16 protein-coding genes and 1 pseudogene are annotated in these 18,665 nt (G+C 41.1%); all 17 read right to left on the reverse strand.

Annotated features, from left to right (window positions below):
• Positions 1-32: 32 nt before the first annotated feature.
• Positions 33-1,118 carry a glycine cleavage system aminomethyltransferase GcvT gene (gcvT, locus tag ACESPU_RS13575; RefSeq protein WP_087345684.1) on the reverse strand — a complete coding sequence of 362 codons (1,086 nt, stop codon included), beginning with the start codon at positions 1,116-1,118 and terminating at the stop codon, positions 33-35.
• Positions 1,119-1,131: 13 nt separating this feature from the next.
• Positions 1,132-2,352 (reverse strand): peptidase T, encoded by a 1,221-nt coding sequence (gene pepT / locus ACESPU_RS13580; RefSeq protein ID WP_158532951.1) that lies wholly within the window; start codon positions 2,350-2,352, stop codon positions 1,132-1,134.
• Positions 2,353-2,408: 56 nt separating this feature from the next.
• Complete coding sequence (locus tag ACESPU_RS13585; protein ID WP_158532952.1) at positions 2,409-3,815, reverse strand: amidophosphoribosyltransferase; 1,407 nt, start codon at positions 3,813-3,815, stop codon at positions 2,409-2,411.
• Positions 3,816-3,971: 156 nt separating this feature from the next.
• A complete protein-coding gene (rpmA, locus tag ACESPU_RS13590; RefSeq protein ID WP_005861909.1) occupies positions 3,972-4,238 on the reverse strand; it encodes a 50S ribosomal protein L27 in 267 nt (88 codons plus the stop codon).
• 22 nt (positions 4,239-4,260) lie between these two features.
• Entirely contained in the window at positions 4,261-4,578 is a 318-nt protein-coding gene (rplU, locus tag ACESPU_RS13595) for a 50S ribosomal protein L21 (protein WP_005861907.1), read from the reverse strand.
• A gap of 141 nt (positions 4,579-4,719) precedes the next feature.
• Positions 4,720-5,193 (reverse strand): TM1812 family CRISPR-associated protein, encoded by a 474-nt coding sequence (locus tag ACESPU_RS13600; protein WP_122144307.1) that lies wholly within the window; start codon positions 5,191-5,193, stop codon positions 4,720-4,722.
• Positions 5,190-5,479, reverse strand: a pseudogene (locus ACESPU_RS13605) (nucleotidyltransferase domain-containing protein). The gene ACESPU_RS13600 and the pseudogene ACESPU_RS13605 overlap by 4 nt, the downstream one beginning before the upstream one ends.
• Before the next feature lie 90 nt (positions 5,480-5,569).
• Positions 5,570-6,880 (reverse strand): UDP-glucose/GDP-mannose dehydrogenase family protein, encoded by a 1,311-nt coding sequence (locus tag ACESPU_RS13610; RefSeq protein WP_158532953.1) that lies wholly within the window; start codon positions 6,878-6,880, stop codon positions 5,570-5,572.
• Between the two features lie 16 nt (positions 6,881-6,896).
• Positions 6,897-7,949 (reverse strand): NAD-dependent epimerase, encoded by a 1,053-nt coding sequence (locus ACESPU_RS13615; RefSeq protein WP_122144305.1) that lies wholly within the window; start codon positions 7,947-7,949, stop codon positions 6,897-6,899.
• Between the two features lie 59 nt (positions 7,950-8,008).
• A complete protein-coding gene (locus tag ACESPU_RS13620) occupies positions 8,009-9,127 on the reverse strand; it encodes a glycosyltransferase family 4 protein (RefSeq protein WP_122144304.1) in 1,119 nt (372 codons plus the stop codon).
• Positions 9,099-9,941, reverse strand: coding sequence for an ATP-grasp fold amidoligase family protein (locus ACESPU_RS13625; RefSeq protein ID WP_227154413.1), 843 nt, complete (start codon positions 9,939-9,941; stop codon positions 9,099-9,101). Before ACESPU_RS13625 ends, ACESPU_RS13620 begins: the two co-directional genes overlap by 29 nt.
• A 113-nt stretch (positions 9,942-10,054) precedes the next feature.
• Positions 10,055-11,500, reverse strand: coding sequence for a DUF362 domain-containing protein (locus ACESPU_RS13630; protein ID WP_373133429.1), 1,446 nt, complete (start codon positions 11,498-11,500; stop codon positions 10,055-10,057).
• Between the two features lie 26 nt (positions 11,501-11,526).
• On the reverse strand, positions 11,527-12,717 hold the full coding sequence (locus tag ACESPU_RS13635; protein ID WP_122144302.1) for a glycosyltransferase: 1,191 nt from the start codon (positions 12,715-12,717) through the stop codon (positions 11,527-11,529).
• Positions 12,718-12,795: 78 nt separating this feature from the next.
• Complete coding sequence (locus ACESPU_RS13640; protein ID WP_122144301.1) at positions 12,796-14,118, reverse strand: O-antigen polymerase; 1,323 nt, start codon at positions 14,116-14,118, stop codon at positions 12,796-12,798.
• A 37-nt stretch (positions 14,119-14,155) separates the two neighbouring features.
• On the reverse strand, positions 14,156-15,256 hold the full coding sequence (locus tag ACESPU_RS13645; RefSeq protein WP_122144300.1) for a glycosyltransferase family 4 protein: 1,101 nt from the start codon (positions 15,254-15,256) through the stop codon (positions 14,156-14,158).
• A 9-nt stretch (positions 15,257-15,265) separates the two neighbouring features.
• Positions 15,266-16,303, reverse strand: a complete 1,038-nt coding sequence (locus ACESPU_RS13650) for a glycosyltransferase family 1 protein (protein WP_122144299.1) — start codon at positions 16,301-16,303, stop codon at positions 15,266-15,268.
• Entirely contained in the window at positions 16,287-18,212 is a 1,926-nt protein-coding gene (locus tag ACESPU_RS13655; protein ID WP_147342802.1) for a hypothetical protein, read from the reverse strand. The genes ACESPU_RS13650 and ACESPU_RS13655 overlap by 17 nt, the downstream gene beginning before the upstream one ends.
• Positions 18,213-18,665 lie beyond the last annotated feature (453 nt).

Below are 18,665 nucleotides of genomic sequence, written 5' to 3' on the forward strand. Positions count from 1 at the left end.
GCCTTCGAACTATTTATAGATAGCCTTATCTCTTATTTACGGAAAGGAGCCTTTACCACTTGAGCCTTCAAGTTCTTATTACGCACCTTGATAAAGATATCCGTACCAGCTTTCGCAAACTCAGGTTTCACGTATCCCATACCGATCCCCTTCTTCAATACCGGAGACATCGTACCGGAAGTAACCACGCCAATTACATTCCCTTCCGCATCGGCGATCTCATAGCCATGACGGGGAATTCCCTTTTCCTGCAACTCGAAAGCACACAACTTACGGGTTACGCCCTCTTTCTTCTGACGCTCCAATTCCGCACGATTCGTAAAGTTCTTACCCTCGGCGAACTTCGTGATCCAGCCTAAACCAGCCTCGATCGGAGAAGTCGTATCATCCAAATCATTTCCATACAGACAGAAGCCCATCTCAAGACGAAGTGTATCACGTGCTCCCAAACCGATCGGCTTGATCCCTTCCGGCTTTCCAGCCTCGAAGATAGCGTTCCAAATCGTCATCCCATCACTCGGATAGAAATACAACTCGAAGCCACCCGCACCGGTATACCCCGTGTTGGAGATAATCACGTTCTTGCAACCGGCGAACTCACCCGTCACAAATGAATAGTAAGGAATAGAAGATAAATCAACCGGAGTAAGACGTTGAAGAACCTCCTGTGCTTTCGGTCCTTGGATAGCCAATTGAGCCGTACGGTCGGAAGAATTCTCCAATTCGGCACCTACCGTATTATGGCTTACGCACCAATCCCAATCCTTGTCGATATTACCGGCGTTTACGACCAGCAAATATTTCTCCGGCTCGTAATGATATACCAAAAGGTCATCCACGATACCTCCCTTGTCGTTCGGGAAGCAAGTATATTGAGCCTTGCCAAGCGGCAAGACAGAAGCGTCATTAGAAGTTACGCTTTGAATGAAAGCCAAGGCGTTCGGGCCTTTTACCCAAAACTCGCCCATGTGGGAAACATCGAACACACCTACACCATTCACTACAGTCATGTGTTCGTCGATAATTCCGGAATATTCGATAGGCATATTGAAACCTGCGAATTCGTGCATCTTCGCGCCCAAGGCGACATGCACGTCGGTAAACGGAGTTGTTTTCATGTAATTATTGCATTTAAGATTTACGAGCCGATAGCTCTATGATTTTTATAACTGTTTCCATACTCTTCTCCAACGAACGAACGGGCAAGAACTCATAACGTCCGTGGAAATTCAGGCCTCCCGCAAAAATATTCGGGCAAGGCAATCCCATAAACGACAGGCGGGCACCATCCGTACCTCCCCGGATCGGTTTCACGATCGGTTCTACCCCAACGGAGGTCATCGCCTCAAACGCCAAATCAACGATATATTTCTGGGGCTCCACAACCTCGCGCATATTGTAATATTGATCCCGAAGCTCTAAATGCACACATCCCGGATGCGCTTCATTCATCTTATCAACCAACGTACGAAGCAATTCTTTCTTCTCCTCGAACAACTTCCGGTCATGGTCACGGATGATGTAAGATAGAGTAGCTTCCTCGACCGAACCGGTCATACCGGTCAAATGGAAGAATCCCTCATAACCAGTCGTATGCTCCGGACGTTGCTCGGCCGGCAACCAAGAAGCAAACTCGATCGCACGCAAGGAAGCGTTTTGCATCTTATCCTTGGCATATCCCGGATGTACGTTCAAGCCCTTGAAGATAATCTTAGCGCTGGCGGCATTGAAATTCTCATATTCCAACTCACCGATTTGTCCACCGTCAATCGTATATCCCCAATCACAACCGAACTTCTCCACGTCGAAATGATCGGCACCTTGTCCGATTTCCTCATCCGGGGTAAAAGCGATACGGATCTTACCGTGCTTGATCTCCGGATGATCCTTCAAATATTGCATAGAGGCGACGATAGCGGCTACACCTCCCTTATCATCGGCACCTAATAAAGTCTTACCATTCGTTACGATAATATCCTGTCCTTTATAATCCGAAAGCTCTGGGAACATCGATTGAGATAGTACAACATTTTCTTCCGCATCCAAGACAATATCACCACCCAGATAAGTCACGATACGAGGTTGAACATTCTTACCCGACATATCCGGACTCGTATCCAAATGAGCGATAAAACCGATAGTCGGGATTTTCTCGTCCGTATTAGCCGGCAGAGTAGCCATTACATAACTATTCTCATCCAAGGAGATCTCCTCCATACCAATCGCTTCCAATTCCTTCACCAAAGCCTCGGCAAAGACACGTTGTCCCGGCGTACTAGGAGTCGTACCCGTCTCCTCGTTCGACTGGGTATCGAACGTAACGTACTTTAAAAATCTATCTAAAACTGTCATAACTCACTCTTTTTAGCCATTAAAACATTGCAGGCATAAAAGTAGGTAAAATTTTTCTAAAAACAGCTTGAACCATCAAAGCAATGCGTACAAACCTTACACTTAGGAAGGTCGATCGCCTCCACCAAGGTTTCCAGCGTATTAAACTTCAAGGAACTCAACCCGAAACGCTCGGCGATAATTCCGACCATCTTCTTATATTCCGGAGAGTCTGTCGTAGCATATTTATCCAGATTCTTATTCTCATCCCCTTCCAATTCCCTGATAATCTGACGAGTTATCAACTCCAAAGGACTCTTGGAAGAAGTAAAACCGATAAACGGGCAACTATAAATCAATGGAGGGCAAGCGATACGCATATGTACCTCTTTCGCCCCATAATCATATAAGATCTTCACGTTATCACGAAGCTGTGTACCACGCACGATCGAGTCGTCGCAGAAAAGGATGCGTCTGCCTTCCAGCATCGCACGGTTCGGTATCAATTTCATCTTAGCCACCAAGGAACGCATCTCTTGGTTAGCCGGGGTAAAACTACGAGGCCACGTCGGTGTATACTTAGCGATAGCCCGATGATAAGGCACCCCCTTACCTTCCGCATACCCCAAAGCCATACCCACACCGGAGTCCGGTATACCACAAGCGCAATCCACCTCCGAGTCATCCTTCTGCCCCATCTTATAGCCACTCATAAACCGGACATCCTCCACGTTCTTTCCCTCATAGCAAGAAACAGGGAATCCATAATATACCCAAAGGAAAGAGCAGATCTGCATCCCTTCATTCGGTTTACGCATCTGCTCCATACCATCGGCACGCAAACGGACGATCTCGCCCGGGCCTATAAATTTCTCGATCTCATAATCCAAGTTCGGAAGACTGCTGGACTCGCTGGTCGCCGCATAAGCCCCGTCTTTCCTTCCGATTACGATCGGCGTACGCCCCCATTTGTCACGGGCAGCGATAATACCATCCTCCGTCAGGAGCAACATGGAGCAAGAGCCCTTTATCTTATTGTAAACATTCTCAATGCCCTCCACGAAGTCCTTACCTTGTGTAATCAGCAAAGCGACTAACTCCGTCTGATTCGTTTTTCCTGAACTCAATTCCGAAAAATGCATATTCGCCTTCAATAACTCATCCTCCAATTCGTCCAAGTTATTGATCTTCGCCACCGTCACGATCGCAAATTTTCCTAAGTGAGAGTTGATAACGATTGGCTGCGCATCCGTATCGCTGATAATACCGACCCCGGCATTTCCTTTGAATTTAGGAAGCCCCGGTTCAAACTTGGTGCGGAAATAAGAATTCTCCAGATTGTGGATCGAACGCGTAAATCCTTCTTCCTTATCGTACGTAGCCATACCGCCTCTGCGGGTTCCTAGATGAGAATTGTAGTCCGTACCATAGAATAAATCCGTAATACAGTCTCCATTAGAAATAGTTCCGAAAAAACCACCCATTGTTTTTTATGTTTGTATTTATGTTTGAGACCACAAAGTTACAAGTTTATTTATATATGTTCCAAAATTTACTTCATAACGTTTATTATCATCGGCAATAAAAAAAGGATACCCCTTTTCGGGATATCCTTTTCCTTATTCTTTGGTCGCAGAAACTTAAGCCTCAGCAACAACTTCTTTTACAGAAACGAATGATCTGTTTTCTTTTCCTCTACGGAAAGTAACAACGCCATCTACCAACGCATACAACGTATGATCCTTACCGATACCTACGTTCTCACCCGGATGATGAACCGTACCTCTTTGACGAACGATGATGTTACCAGCTTTAGCAACCTCACCACCAAAAAGCTTAACACCTAATCTTTTACTTTGTGATTCACGGCCGTTCTTAGAACTACCCACACCTTTCTTATGTGCCATTTCTTTTCTTCTCCTTTAAACGTTAAGCAATAACTTCTTTAATACTCACCTCAGTGAACTGCTGACGGTGACCGTTCAATTTACGGTAACCTTTTCTTCTCTTCTTGTGGAATACCAGCACCTTGTCACCTTTTACCAGCGGAGATAATACCTCACATACTACCTTTGCGCCCTCTACAGTAGGAACACCCACTGTTACCTCACCGTTGTTATCTACTAACAACACCTTGTCAAACTCCACAACAGCACCGCTTTCTGCGTTCTGAATGTGATGAACGAACAATTTCTTGCCTTGCTCAGCCTTGAACTGTTGTCCGTTAATTTCTACGATTACGTACATCTGTCTTAAAATCTTTTAAACAGGTTAGGTCCCGGGGGTGGGCTCCGTCTCCGGCTCCACTTATTTACCCTCTGCGGAAAATCGAGTGCAAAGATAGAGGTTTTTATTTAAAGGACAAGGGATGAAGGAAGAAAAAAAACATCATAAAATAACAATCGCCTTCAATCTATTATAGATCGCAAATAACACAGGGACCTTTGAGATAAGCTCGTTCAATATAGAAACAACATCATTTTCTAATAGGGGATAATCATGGGCGATCTCGTTTCGAAGCTCACGGATATAATTCCACTCCTCCGCCTTATCTATCAATCGATAGCGTTCTAAAAGATTTAACAGGTCACGCATAGGAAGAGAGCTAACATCCTCATCCAGATATTCCAATAGATTCCGGAATATTTTGGCCCCCATAGCATCTTGAAGCTTGGAAAAACGAAAGATAAATTGATCCAGACAACGGATTTGCTCACTATTCAAGCCTACATAATCCTCCACCGACATAGGTAAAAGATCTGCCAACTCACCCAACGCCTCTTCAATACGCTGTATATGTCGATCGCAAATCTCAAACTCCCGATTCAGACGCTGTTCTAATTCTTGCTTTTTACTCGTCATACCAAACGTATTCCAGTCATTAATGCTTCCCTTGCTACCGGTGAGTCCTCGTGATCACCTATTATATCGATCTTCTGATCTCCCAAAAAGTATTTCAAACGAGCCAACATCCGGATACGAGCTAATAGCCCTTTCGCTCCGAAAAACAACGAACCAGCAAATTTATATCTCCTCCTTTCTTCTCGTCATTCAGACGAGACCCAAAGAGATAGACCTCTACTCCCTCACCATATATTTCCTTGGCGACACGAAGTATTATCTGTATTTCTTTCTTACTTAAACGCATATTTCCAATGAAATACATTTTCTTATAGACAAAGATAACCTATTTCATGAAATAGCACAAATTATCGTCTGAATTTCAGAGAAAAGTATTTTACCGACCTATACACTCATAGGTAAGGCCGGCCTCATGAAGCTCATGAGCGTCGTAAATATTACGACCATCGATCAATAAGGAATTACGCATAAGTCTTTTAAGTACAGCCCAGCTAGGGATACGGAACTCTTTCCATTCCGTAACCAGCAACAAGGCATCCGCATCCACCGTAGCGTCATACATATCACTCGCGTAGACGACCTTGTCACCCAGCCTACGTCTGCACTCCGCCATAGCGATCGGATCATACACCTTGACCGTAGCACCCGCTTTCGTCAGCAAATCAACCAAGATCAAAGAGGTAGCCTCACGCATATCATCCGTCTCCGGCTTAAAAGCCAAGCCCCATAGGGCTATCGTCTTCCCGGATAAGTCCGGGATATGTTTTTGAAGTTTATGGAACAATACGCTCTTTTGCCGCTCATTTACCTCCTCGACCGCTCTCAAGACATTCATCGTATAGCCATTCTTTTCAGCCGTCTTGATCAACGCCTTTACGTCTTTCGGGAAACAAGAACCACCATAGCCGCATCCCGGGTACAAGAACTTACTCCCGATACGACTGTCCGAGCCTATCCCCTTACGCACCATGTTCACGTCAGCACCCACCAGCTCACAAAGATTAGCGATGTCATTCATAAAACTAATACGGGTAGCCAACATGGAATTAGCAGCGTATTTGATCATCTCAGCGGAAGGAACATCCGTAAAGATCAAGCGATAGTTATTCATCATGAAGGGCTTATACAACTTCTCCATCAGTTTTCGTGCTCGCTCCGATTCCACGCCGACCACCACACGATCCGGCTTCATGAAATCATCCACCGCATTTCCCTCTTTCAAGAACTCAGGATTACTGGCCACGTCAAACTCAACAGACACACCCCGTTTATCCAATTCCTCTTGAATAGCGGCCTTGACCTTCCGGGCCGTACCCACCGGCACCGTACTTTTAGTCACCACTAACGTATATTTATTGATATGCTGCCCTACCGTACGGGCAACCTCCAGCACATAACGCAGATCCGCACTGCCATCCTCATCCGGAGGCGTACCTACCGCACTGAACACCACCTCCACGTCACCCAGAACGGAGGAGAGATCCGTCGTGAACTTCAAACGTCCGGCATTATAATTCTTATGGACCATATCCTCCAAGCCCGGCTCGTAAATCGGGATGACACCCTTCTTCAAGTTCTCGATCTTCTCGGCCATCACATCCACACACGTAACGTCCACACCCATCTCCGAAAAACAGGTACCCGTTACCAAACCGACATATCCTGTCCCGACAATCGCTATCTTCATACCGTAGAATTTATTTTTATAGATTATAATATGATTTGAACCACGCCACGGTTCGATTAACACCCTCTTGAATATCCATTGAAGGCTTAAAACCCACTGCCTGTTGAAGTAATGTAGTATCGGCGTTCGTCTGATACACGTCCCCCGGTTGCATCGGAAGAAAATCCTTCACCGCCTCTTTCCCGCAAGCGCTCTCTATAGCTTGTATAAAATCCATCAACCTGACAGGCCGTGAATTGCCTATATTATAAATACGATAGGGTGCGGAGGAGGAACTAGGATCCGGATGCTCCGGGTCCCAATCCGGATTCGGTGTAGCCGGCCGGTCCAAGACCCGTATCACTCCCTCCACGATATCATCAATATACGTAAAGTCACGTAACATATCCCCGTTATTGAACACCTGAATCGGACGATCGTGCAGAATAGCGTCAGTAAACAAGAAAGGAGACATATCCGGCCTCCCCCAGGGGCCATACACCGTAAAGAAGCGCAAACCCGTGGCAGGAACCCCATACAATTGGCTATACGCATGCGCCATCAACTCGTTAGACTTCTTGGATGCGGCATACAAGCTCACGGGATGAGCGATACTCGTTTTCTCCGAGAAAGGCACATCCGCATTCAGCCCATACACGCTGCTAGAGCTGGCATACACCAAATGACTCACCTGATGATACCTACATCCCTCCAGCACATTGATAAAACCATCCAAGTTCGATTCCACGTACGCATATGGATTCGTGATCGAATAACGTACGCCCGCTTGGGCGGCCAGATTCACCACCGCATCGAACCCCTCGTTGGCGAAAAGCATCCGCATCGCCTGCCGATCCTCCAGATTCATCCGGATAAAACGGTATCTCTCATACGTATGGCTAGGAGTCAATTTATACCAATCCACTTCCTCTTCCCGTATGCCCGCCTCCTTCAAGCGACCATACTTCAAGGCCGTATCATAATATCCATTGACATTATCCAAACCCACGACCTCGTCCCCCCGCTCCAGCAAACGCCGTGCGATGAACGAGGCGATAAAGCCGGCGGAGCCGGTCAGTAAAACCTTCATAAATATGTAAATTGAATAACAATAGAACTAAAAAGTCTCAGGAACATTTCTAAGAATTATCAATACATCAACTCATAAATCGCCAAATGCTTTGCAATGACATCATCCAAGGAAAAATCCCGTTCCGCAATCTGGCGGGAATTAAGTCCCATTCGTTTCCTTAAATCTGCGTCATCAATCAAAATCCTCAATTTTTCCGCTAGTGCCTTGCTATCTTTAATAGGAATCAGAAATCCATTCACCCCATCCTCTACCGTATCCTTACACCCAATAGAGTTTGTCGTGACGATAGGCCGCCCAATGGCTGTAGCCTCAATCAACGATTTCGGCACCCCCTCTCGGTAATAACTAGGGAAAGCTATGATATGGGATGATCTCAACAAATCCGGAACATCCGATCTATATCCCAGCCATTGTATATAATTCCCATCGCAACGATCATTCAACTCTTCCTCCTTGATCGCTTTTGGGTTCGACGACAAACCGCCACACAGGAGAAAACATACACGTCCCTCATATTCTTTTCGGAGTAACTCCGCAGCATTCACCAATACCCAAACACCTTTCTCCTCTACCATTCTCGCCGAGAACAGTATCCGAATCTTATCAGAGACAAGCTCAGGAGTATATGTATACGTCTTTAGATCCACTCCCGATCCTTTGATGAATCGGATTTGATCTTTAGTTACCACTCTTTTCTCGACAAACAACCGTTCATCCTCATGATTTTGAAATATCTCGATCAAATTCTTTCGATGGTGCGAGAAACGGAGAACACTCAATATCAAGCTTGTCAACCGAGATTCTTTCTCTAATGAAAACATCACACCCAATCCGCTGACAGCGTTCACAACACCCTTCACACCGGCTAATTTAGCGGCCAGTCCACCCCAAAGGATGACCTTCAAACCTACATGGTGCACGATATCCGGTTTCTCCCGCTTATAAAGTCGATAGAGAAACCAAAAAGTCTTTAGCTCCTTTATCGGATTCTTCCCCGTAGGATGAATGGGTAGTTCCAGCATCTTCAAACCCAACGCTTCCACCTGTTCCCTACGCCCGGTATTCTTAGCCACAATCGCCATGTCATAACCTGCCTCTTGCGCACGAACAGCCAGTTCCTTGCGATGCGTAAGGAGGAAATAATCCTCATTGAGGACGATAAATATTTTTTCCATTCTTATCTATTTCGTTATAAGGAACTGGCAATACGAACTCTTCTCCTAACTCAAAATCAAAAGAGTCTGGACTAAACCTCATATAGCCGCTCGCATCATAAAATGTAAATTCCCCAAAGATTATCTTACCTTCGACATTATAAAGATCCACTCTAACATGTGGGAAATCTGATGAGAGATTTTTCGCAATCTTAACCATTTCCTCAAAGTTATAAGGCTTTTCTATATTCCTAGATAGAGGTTTCTCATCGGCTCTAATAGCATCTATTCTTTCAAAATCAATAGTATAAATACCCAAACCACATTTATCCCCCATATCTCTATCCGCTATGATATATAAATATTTTACATTTCCATTAAAACAATGAAATTTATAATCCACTAATCCTCCTTTTTCTAAAGCAGATTCTATATATTTTTCTACAATAAATCTAGAACCCTTGATTCCTGTATACGCCCACTCCCTACCAGGATGAACACGTATTTTATTTTTCCATCCATCCAATTTTTCAATTAGTTTCTCGATATCCAGATTAGATTTATCTTTACAGATAAAAACATTTTGACCACCACCACCATCTGTCGTTTTTATCACAAATCTATTTGGAAGTTCTTTGAAAGGAATATCTCTTGCAGAATCATAAACACCATAACATTCATTAAGCAAATCAGAATATCCTTTTGAAGATATATATCCACGAACATCGTATTTATCTACACAGGTGAACATTAATGGATTTCTATAATAAAGCTTATACCATTGAAGTTTTTCCGAGAATCGACGTGGATGTTTCAGAGATAGTCTGCGTCCCATCTTTATGTAATATTGTACACGTAACATGATACTGTCTGGAACCCATGAGCAACAATTTAAGATCAAAAACCTAAGTTTTCGAGATTTGACTATTTTCTTATAATCCATAACCATTAATTTTTCCAACACGAATGAGCCTCAAACCTCCATTTCTTAGGGAATCTTACATCAGAAACCTTTTTATCAGAAATCTCTTTATTATTCGAATGAATAAACGCATTCAACACATATCCATATTGATCCAAAATAAAGCGAATATGAGGAATCTCATGGCACTCCATTTGCATAATCTTTGATAAAGTATAATCGAAAATAAACATATCATCAGACATCATAATGATCCCCAAAGGCTTAGGAGAAGGTCCGACAGGTCCTTCCTTCTCCCCACAAATGATCATATCCCCAATATTAAGGATCTCCCTCTGAGGAAGATCACATATATTCCCTTCTTTATTCGCATACCTCACTATATGATTTAAATCTACAACAGTCCTCCAAATCGTATCATTACCATACCAACTGCCTATACGGTATTTGTCACCGCTAAACAATACACCAAGGATATATAATGACTTTTTCAAGAAATCAAGAAGTTTGGCCATTACTATTCGACCTTTAACCGAACAAATAGTTTGTCTGTTATCAATATATTCCATATACATTTTTAGGATACTTTTCTTATCATAAGCATCCCCTGTTCCAGATTCTTTATCACCTATCGCTCGATGAGGAAGGGAAGCTTTCTCGTAAGTGATACCGACAAAATTTTTCATCGCTCCGGTTATACCCGCAAGTCTATGGGTTTTAGGTTTTGGGATATTGATCACCACATCAGCTAACAATACCGCCTCATTTATTTCATATCGATGGATTCCTTTGTCATGATAGTTTTTTGTTAGATTATAATCATAGTCACTAACTTTATATACATATTCTTTTTTGTCATTTTCTGCATGTAATGAATTTGATCCCAAGTCTACAACCTTTGACTTATAAGGAGAATCAATCAATGTCAGTTCATTACTTACCCCTTTATGAAATACACATTTATATTTTCTAAAATCACATATATCGACAGTTATTCCATTTCTATTTATAAAAGAAAACAATTGGTTATACCCAGCCAGCTCAAACATTTCATCCAAATCTGTTCCCTGCATTGGCGCATCCCCCAAAATTATCATACCCTCTCCCTTCAAAGCGATCACAACATAGTCTAAAATCGCACGAACTAAGGAGGGGTGTGTAACCAAACATGTCAAGCTAGGATCCCCCCTATAAACTTTATTTTTATGAGATACCCAATTAGGCTTCAACAATACGGTCTGACCAGGCTTAATAACATTACCTAATGGGTTCCAATTACATTTTCCAAAATTCGCCTTATCATACCCCATACCATATAGCGTATTCCTCAGCATATCATATACATCATTAGGTATAAACGAAATCTCATCTTTTCCCCATGGATATTCTGGATACAATCGACTTGGATTATAAAAATCAGTTCCTTTTGGATAGTTATAAACACCACCGTTCTCTATATAAACGCAATTCATACTTGACACTTTATATTAAATTATTATCAAATCCTCTTGTCCTCCACATCCTTACGTACCTCCGAGAAAAAGTCACGAATCCGTTTTTCTAATTTGGAATGCTCATAATCACCAGCCATTTGAAAATTGCGCTCGGCAGTCTGACGATATTTAGCGTTATCACGTAAATGTATTAAGCACCGTACGATACCTTTAACATCTTTCTGGTCCACAACAAACTCAGGTTCCAATAGCTCAGGTATTCCTCCCGTATTAAAGCCAATGCAAGGCAGAGCCACACTCATCGCTTCCACAACCGAGCGAGGTAAACCTTCTTGTAAACTAGGTTGCAAATAAATGTCAGCATCCTTAAGTATTTTCATCACCTCTTTTGAAGTCTTAAGTCCCAAGAATATCACTTGATCCTCTACACCCAAACGTTTACAAAGAGTGCGGAGATAATCACCCTTGCCTCCTCCTATCAACCAATACCGATAATGAAGATCCCCTAAACTCTTCAGCCGGGCAATAGCACGAATCACAAACTCATGTCCCTTGTAGCGCACATCCACATGTGCCGTGGTAATCAACCGAACCTCATCCGTCTCCTTACGGCTTGATAACTTCCGCAGACGGCTCTCCAATGCCATAGGGTCAAACACACCAAAATTAGTGTCCGAACAACCCAAAGCTCTACCTTCTGTCGGATACCTACGCTGCAAAAACTCCTTTGTTACATAATGTACATAATCAGAATGCCGTACACTGTAACGAGTAGTAAGAAAACTGATTGGTGCCATCAAACGAGCTAACAGCCGATGATGATTATGGAGCGAATCCCATGGACAAGCCACTAAAAATGAAAGAAAAGGTATTTCATGTCGCCGTGCGATCCTCATCGCAGTATCTGCGTCGCCAGATGGCATATAGCCTACCACCAGATCCATGAAAGGAACTAAACGCTCCAGCAATTTTTGGTTGTAAACACTATTCTTCAACCATCCTCCAACACTTTTATTTATAGGCCGCAAGTATTCCACATGTCCCGGATCTACGAAGTCAATCTTTTGATTCAGATATATAGTACTAGCCATCTCATCCGAATATGAAAAAGATGCCGCAAGACGTAATTCTCCCAACACACTCATATTTTCAAGCGTCCCATACAAGGGGAAATCACAGTAACACCCGTCCTTCCGGATATCTATATATTGATTGGTTACAAGTAAAACTTTCATTGATATTTGATATTATAAAAAATAATTAAATAATTCGTAAGATACAATATCCACCAAATTAACATTCAGACAAAAAATTCATCTTCCTTGGCACAAGTATCTTAAAACATATAAAAAAAACACTCTCAAAATAAGACCTGTAGATATCATTATATTCCCAGGCAACGAATACATTAATGGCATCATTACTAATGCATGAAAAAACACAGATAGAAACCAATAATTAAGTGGATTATACACATTCAAATATCCATATTTCATACACATCCAAAATAATGTATAAACTATTCCTAGTAAAAACATGACAAAGAACATCCCATACAAAGAAAAGTCCTCTATCATATATTTGAAACCACTGTAAATATTCGATGTACCAACTGGATATCTAAAAAACTCATCATGATATGAATCTAAAGAGATATTAAAGCCAAATCTATTCAAAAAATCATATAAAGTACGAAACGTATATTCGCACCAACTATTCTCTGTCATCATACCCAATGGCCTGGATAGATACTCTGTCAAAAAAAGATCTAGCCCAATGATACTCGAACCTGTATAAGAACAAACAACCGAGACCAAATCCATCTCTTCTTCTCCAGATCTAACATAGCCCAACCCAAGAAACAAAAAGATTACTAAAAGAATATATTTCACTACTCTATATAAGTAAGGAACCAAACCTTTTATTTTTTCACATCTTACTACCTCCGTTTGCTTTATCATCATAAACACAATAGAAGCAACGCAAGTAGCTATTTGTAAATAAGCCGATCTTCCTCCAGACTGAAATAGATAAATCGGACATCCTATCAAAAAAGGCAAAAGCAATTTACCTTTTACAACTCCTTTAAAAAAACGATTATAACAATACACATAAAGAGAATAAAAAATAAGAGTATATGAAATATTTTCCAATAAGATCAAGCCAACATTTTTAGCAACAATATTATCCATTTTTTGATTAGAAACATCTACATAATAACTTCTCACCGCACCATAGGCTAGAACCGGATCATCTACACCAAACAAAGATGATATACTCATGAAGTGTTTATAGCTGAAATATAGAGTGACTACAATAAATACACACATCAGGAAAATATACTTATCTCGTATAAGAATACGTTGTCTATCTCTAAAAGCCACTCTTTTTCGACCACGAAAATATTGACGCACCAGTATTTCTCCAATATTGAAAGCCAAAATACCCACTAAAATCACGGCAACCGTATGTCCATGAATATCTCCACCCAACTCTTTTTCGAACATATATGCGATAAAAACGACCACAAAGAACGAAAAGGACAAAAGAAACGTAGGAGATATTATATCTCGCCTTGAAAAAAAGTAAGATATAATTATCAATAAAAACAGTAAAGCAGATAATAGCAACAACATATAAAAGCTTGTTTATTTCTGACCCAACTAAAAAACATCACTTTTCTATCAACTTAATATATTGATTTTTAAAATATTTTAAATCAAATAAAGACTCTGCAATCTCTCGACTTCGCTCCCCCATTCTCTTCTTTTTTGACTTCGGTAAATCTAAGAATCTCACGATACTTCGTGTTATATCATCTACATCATATGGATTAAATAATATACCGTTTTCTCCATCCTTAACCATTATAGAGTTATCGCTTACATCGCTTACAAGCATCGGCTTACCACAACAAATAGCCTCAGATATCGAATTAGAGAATCCCTCAAAAAGGGAAGGCTGACATATTACATCCTGCTCTCTCAGTATAGGTACAATCTCCCTAACTTGATCATTCAAGTAAACAACATCGCTTAAGCCCTCCTTTAGGATTATATCTTCGCACATAAGATAATACGGTTCAAATTCACCTGATCCATTCTTTTTCCTACCATACCAATTCACCACAAATCGCTTGTCCGTTAGCTCACGCACACATTTGATGGCTTTAGCAAATCGTTCGAAATTTTTCTGCTTATGATACCGGGCAAAAACTCCTATATTTATCATACTATCATCATACGTTTCATCCTTTGTTGGTGTAAAAACTTTCAGATCCGTATAATTGGTTATAGTTATAATTTTATTTTTTAAATCCGGCCTTTTAGCTATTATATACCTAGCTTGAGAATAACTATTCGGTACAATAAAAGAAGCACGCACATATAACCTACTAAAAAGCATATTCTCATATCTTCCGGGCTTATCCGTTGTCAAATTTCTCTCACTGGCTATCACCCTTATGCTTTTCCGAAACCAAAGAGAAAGCAATCCCAAAAAACTTGAACGTTGTCCGTATGTAATTACAACATCTGTATTAACCTTATTAAAATATATAATAGTTCGCAGGAACCTACAAATCATGCATCTACTCCTTCTATATCCTAAGCGTATCCTTTTTATAGAAGGATTTAAATAATAGTGATCATTTATATCACAAAAAGTCACAATGGTAATTTCATAATCGTTCACTAGCTCATTGGCTAGAGTCGCTAACTGACGCTCAGCCCCACCACCACTCATTGAGTCTATCAAAAAAGTTATTCTCTTCATTACAAATAGTTATATGTCTAATATTCGTCGGCAATAATTCAATGGCGAATGTGTTTCTATGTCAACTGACATTTTTTGAACAAGCCTGTCTCTCAACGACTCATCTTCTAACTTTTTAATCGCTTTTACCGCATCTGAGACTCCCCACATTGGCACAAGTATGCCATTTTGATTATTAACGATATAATTTCTTGTACAAGAGGTATCTGTTACGATAATAGGTCTTCTCAGTAAGGCTGCTTTAGTCAGCACGATCAAGCCATTAGCCTCGTCACGCTCCAACGGAAGATATAAAATAGCTGACTTGAACAGACTCGTGTAAAAAAAATCTTTTGAGGTATCAAAAAAAACTTTCACGTTATCAGGTATCTCCCATTCTTCCCTCCATATCTTTTTTGCCGCAATTACAGTAAAACTATAATCAGGTAACTGCTTAGCCACAAGAAGCAGCGTTTTGAAATCACGCGAGCATCCTCCGCAAAAAACGGATCGCTGCTCTACTCGTATTCGCACCAACTCTTCCTGAGTAGGCAAACCATTCCATTCATAAGAATCAGGCAACACAACAATCTTCCGAAGTGGCATATGATATTTCGCTCCATACCTTGTACGCTCCATCTCCGAATTGACCGCTATACAGTAGCCAAAGTGAAAGCGAGCGAAAAGGAACATTACTTGCCAAAAATATCTTTTCACCAACAAAGTATCTATAAGAATCAGATGCAATGCGATGATTTTCGCCTGACAACGCCGGAATGTCAGAAAATCTCTCAACAGAAAAAAGAATGAAGATTCCCAATTCCAGAAAATCACACGAGACTCTCCTGCATATCGCTTATGCGCTTTCCAGCCCAGCATAAAACGGGCAAAAGAATTTATAGCCTGTCCCCATACACCTCGTTTCTTGAACAAATCTGAGGAGGTTGCATGCTCATTGACCAAAATTTCCACCTCATACCCCAACCTGCGATATTCCTCTATCATCCAAAAATCAGGTTTCGACGTAAAAGACAATATCAATAGAATTTTTTTATTTGTAAACATCATAATTTTTTAATTTATTCTTAATTCTATACATAAAATCCACGATCCGCCTGCTAAAGGGAAAACGAAACGTGTAGAAAAATGCCCCCCGCCACCAGTCAATTCGATACTGCCCAAAATCTCTCCAAGTGATTTTCTTAATGATATACCGGTTGTTGTTATTCATACACCCGACTCGTCTCCCAACCAATGCTTTCAGATAATGAGCCGATGGCGAACCAGCAAATTTCCCTAATACATCCAAGGATCTAAGTAATACAGATTCTATTTGCTTATACAAGTAATTATTCATGAATAAATCCGCATATATCATCATCACCAACTCGTGTTTACGAACGAGCTCCAACGTCTCTGCAGGCACAACCTCTCGAGTAAACATTGGCCGTACCTTTCCTTCCTTCCACATATAGCAGATAGTACGAGCGGTGGGAGCTGCCGAAAAATATTGCTCAAATACATTTCTCAACTCTACTATATACTTCAATCTTTGACTTTTTAGCATCCGCTCTTTATAAAGTAAAGCTTGGTAACTCCCTGCCTCTGTGATATTTTTCCGGTCATCTGCCACCTCTAGATAATATCCAAAAGTCGGTGGATAACCTGCATCTTGTAAAATCGTATTGATCACTTGATGGCAATGGCGGGTACCCCGCACATCAACAATAGCTGTTGAAGCATTCTCGTCGGCCAGCCCTTTCTCTCCAAAATAGGCCAAGATCAATGCTCGTTGCTCATCATGATATGTTTGAAGAATCTTTATTGCCTCCTCGGAATGGAGTAAAACTTCAAAAGCTTCCCTAGCCCGGCCACACTGTCCAACCATAGGCAACGTATCGACCAACCGGTCACACACATCATCGCAAATAAACTCAGATAACACATCACGCAGACTACTTGTCACCGCAATCATCTGATAATATGTTTGAAAAAAACATTCAAGATTATCCGTTGTTACCTCCCGAATTCCCGGGAAATAAAGGGAAGCTCGAGAAACATATAAATAGTCTAGTTCCAATTTAGGAAATTGTTTCGACAACCTCTTTGCTATTACATGGAGGATATAGCCATCCCGCGCCAAAAAAAATATTCTGTTAATCCCTCTTTTACTGGCGTCTGATAAAATACTGAAAACAAAAGGGACATAAAGTGGAGCTATCAAATCTGACGCAAAATCATTCACGACATCGTCTTGTAATGATAGCCGAACAGCCTTAGAAATCGCAGCCATGTGCTGACTGACAAACAAACCGGGAAAAATATCAGGTCGCAATAAACAGCACTCATATACAGAGAATTTATGCTTTATCAATTCCACCCTAATTCCCCACTGCTGAGGCATTTTATAATCACTATGCCTATTATCACCACAATGATACCATCGAGAGAAAGTAAGCTGATTCTCGTCCGCTATCAATTTATAAAGATTTCCCGATCGTTTAGTAACCCCATAGGTAGAAGACACATAGAGCCGATCGCCTTCTTTCCAAAAACCATGTGTCACCAACAAATCTTTCAAGAAAGAAGCAGGAAGGTACATGTCTGAGATATAATAAATATTCTCTCCTCTATCATGTAAATAATTTATCCGTTCCCATATCGAACGAACAGAGCACAATTGTTCTCGCTCTACTTCCATTTCAATCTCCGCTATTGCCTCATTCGATAAAGATGTTAAGCCTTTAAACGAACAATATTGATAGATATCCATCAAAGAGACCTCCTCTTTATCAGACAAGTTCCGAGCAGTTTGTTCTCCCTTCACTCGTATCAAAGCAAAATCGGCAAGCATACTTTCGTCGCAATTCTCTCCTAAAGTACGATAAGCCAACAAGTCGAACACATTTTTTGGAAAACCACATGCTCTAACAAAACATGTATCAAATAAATCAAATGAATAAGTTACTGAATTCATCTTTCAAAAATATAATCGGTCGAGCAAAAAATCCAAATATCACTTTCAAGCTGTAATTATCAAAAGATTTAAATGCAATCTGTATCAAATTATCACCTATCCCTACTAATTCCTAATTAAGACAAAGCAAATAGATTTTACATCATAAAATTGAATTTCAAACAGATATATTCTCAACCGTTACAAATTTTTTGTAATAAAACGCCATACATATAAAATAAACACATAGCGGATTTGCAAATTTGAGCAAAGCGTAGCGAATTAGCTGAAATAGCGTTCGTTACGCTTTGTTTTTCTATTGGGTAGAGCCAACGGAATGCCACCTCGAAGCCAAACGGTGCAGAAGTTCAGTTACCACCTCATTACCCCCGTAACGGGTGAAGATTTCTTGCTAAAAGGTTCTTTTACTGCGTTTTGCGGCGATTTGCATAGCTGTCGGTAACTCACTATAAA

The sequence above is a fragment of the Parabacteroides sp. 20_3 genome (assembly GCF_964238835.1).
GTDB classification, from domain to species: domain Bacteria; phylum Bacteroidota; class Bacteroidia; order Bacteroidales; family Tannerellaceae; genus Parabacteroides; species Parabacteroides distasonis.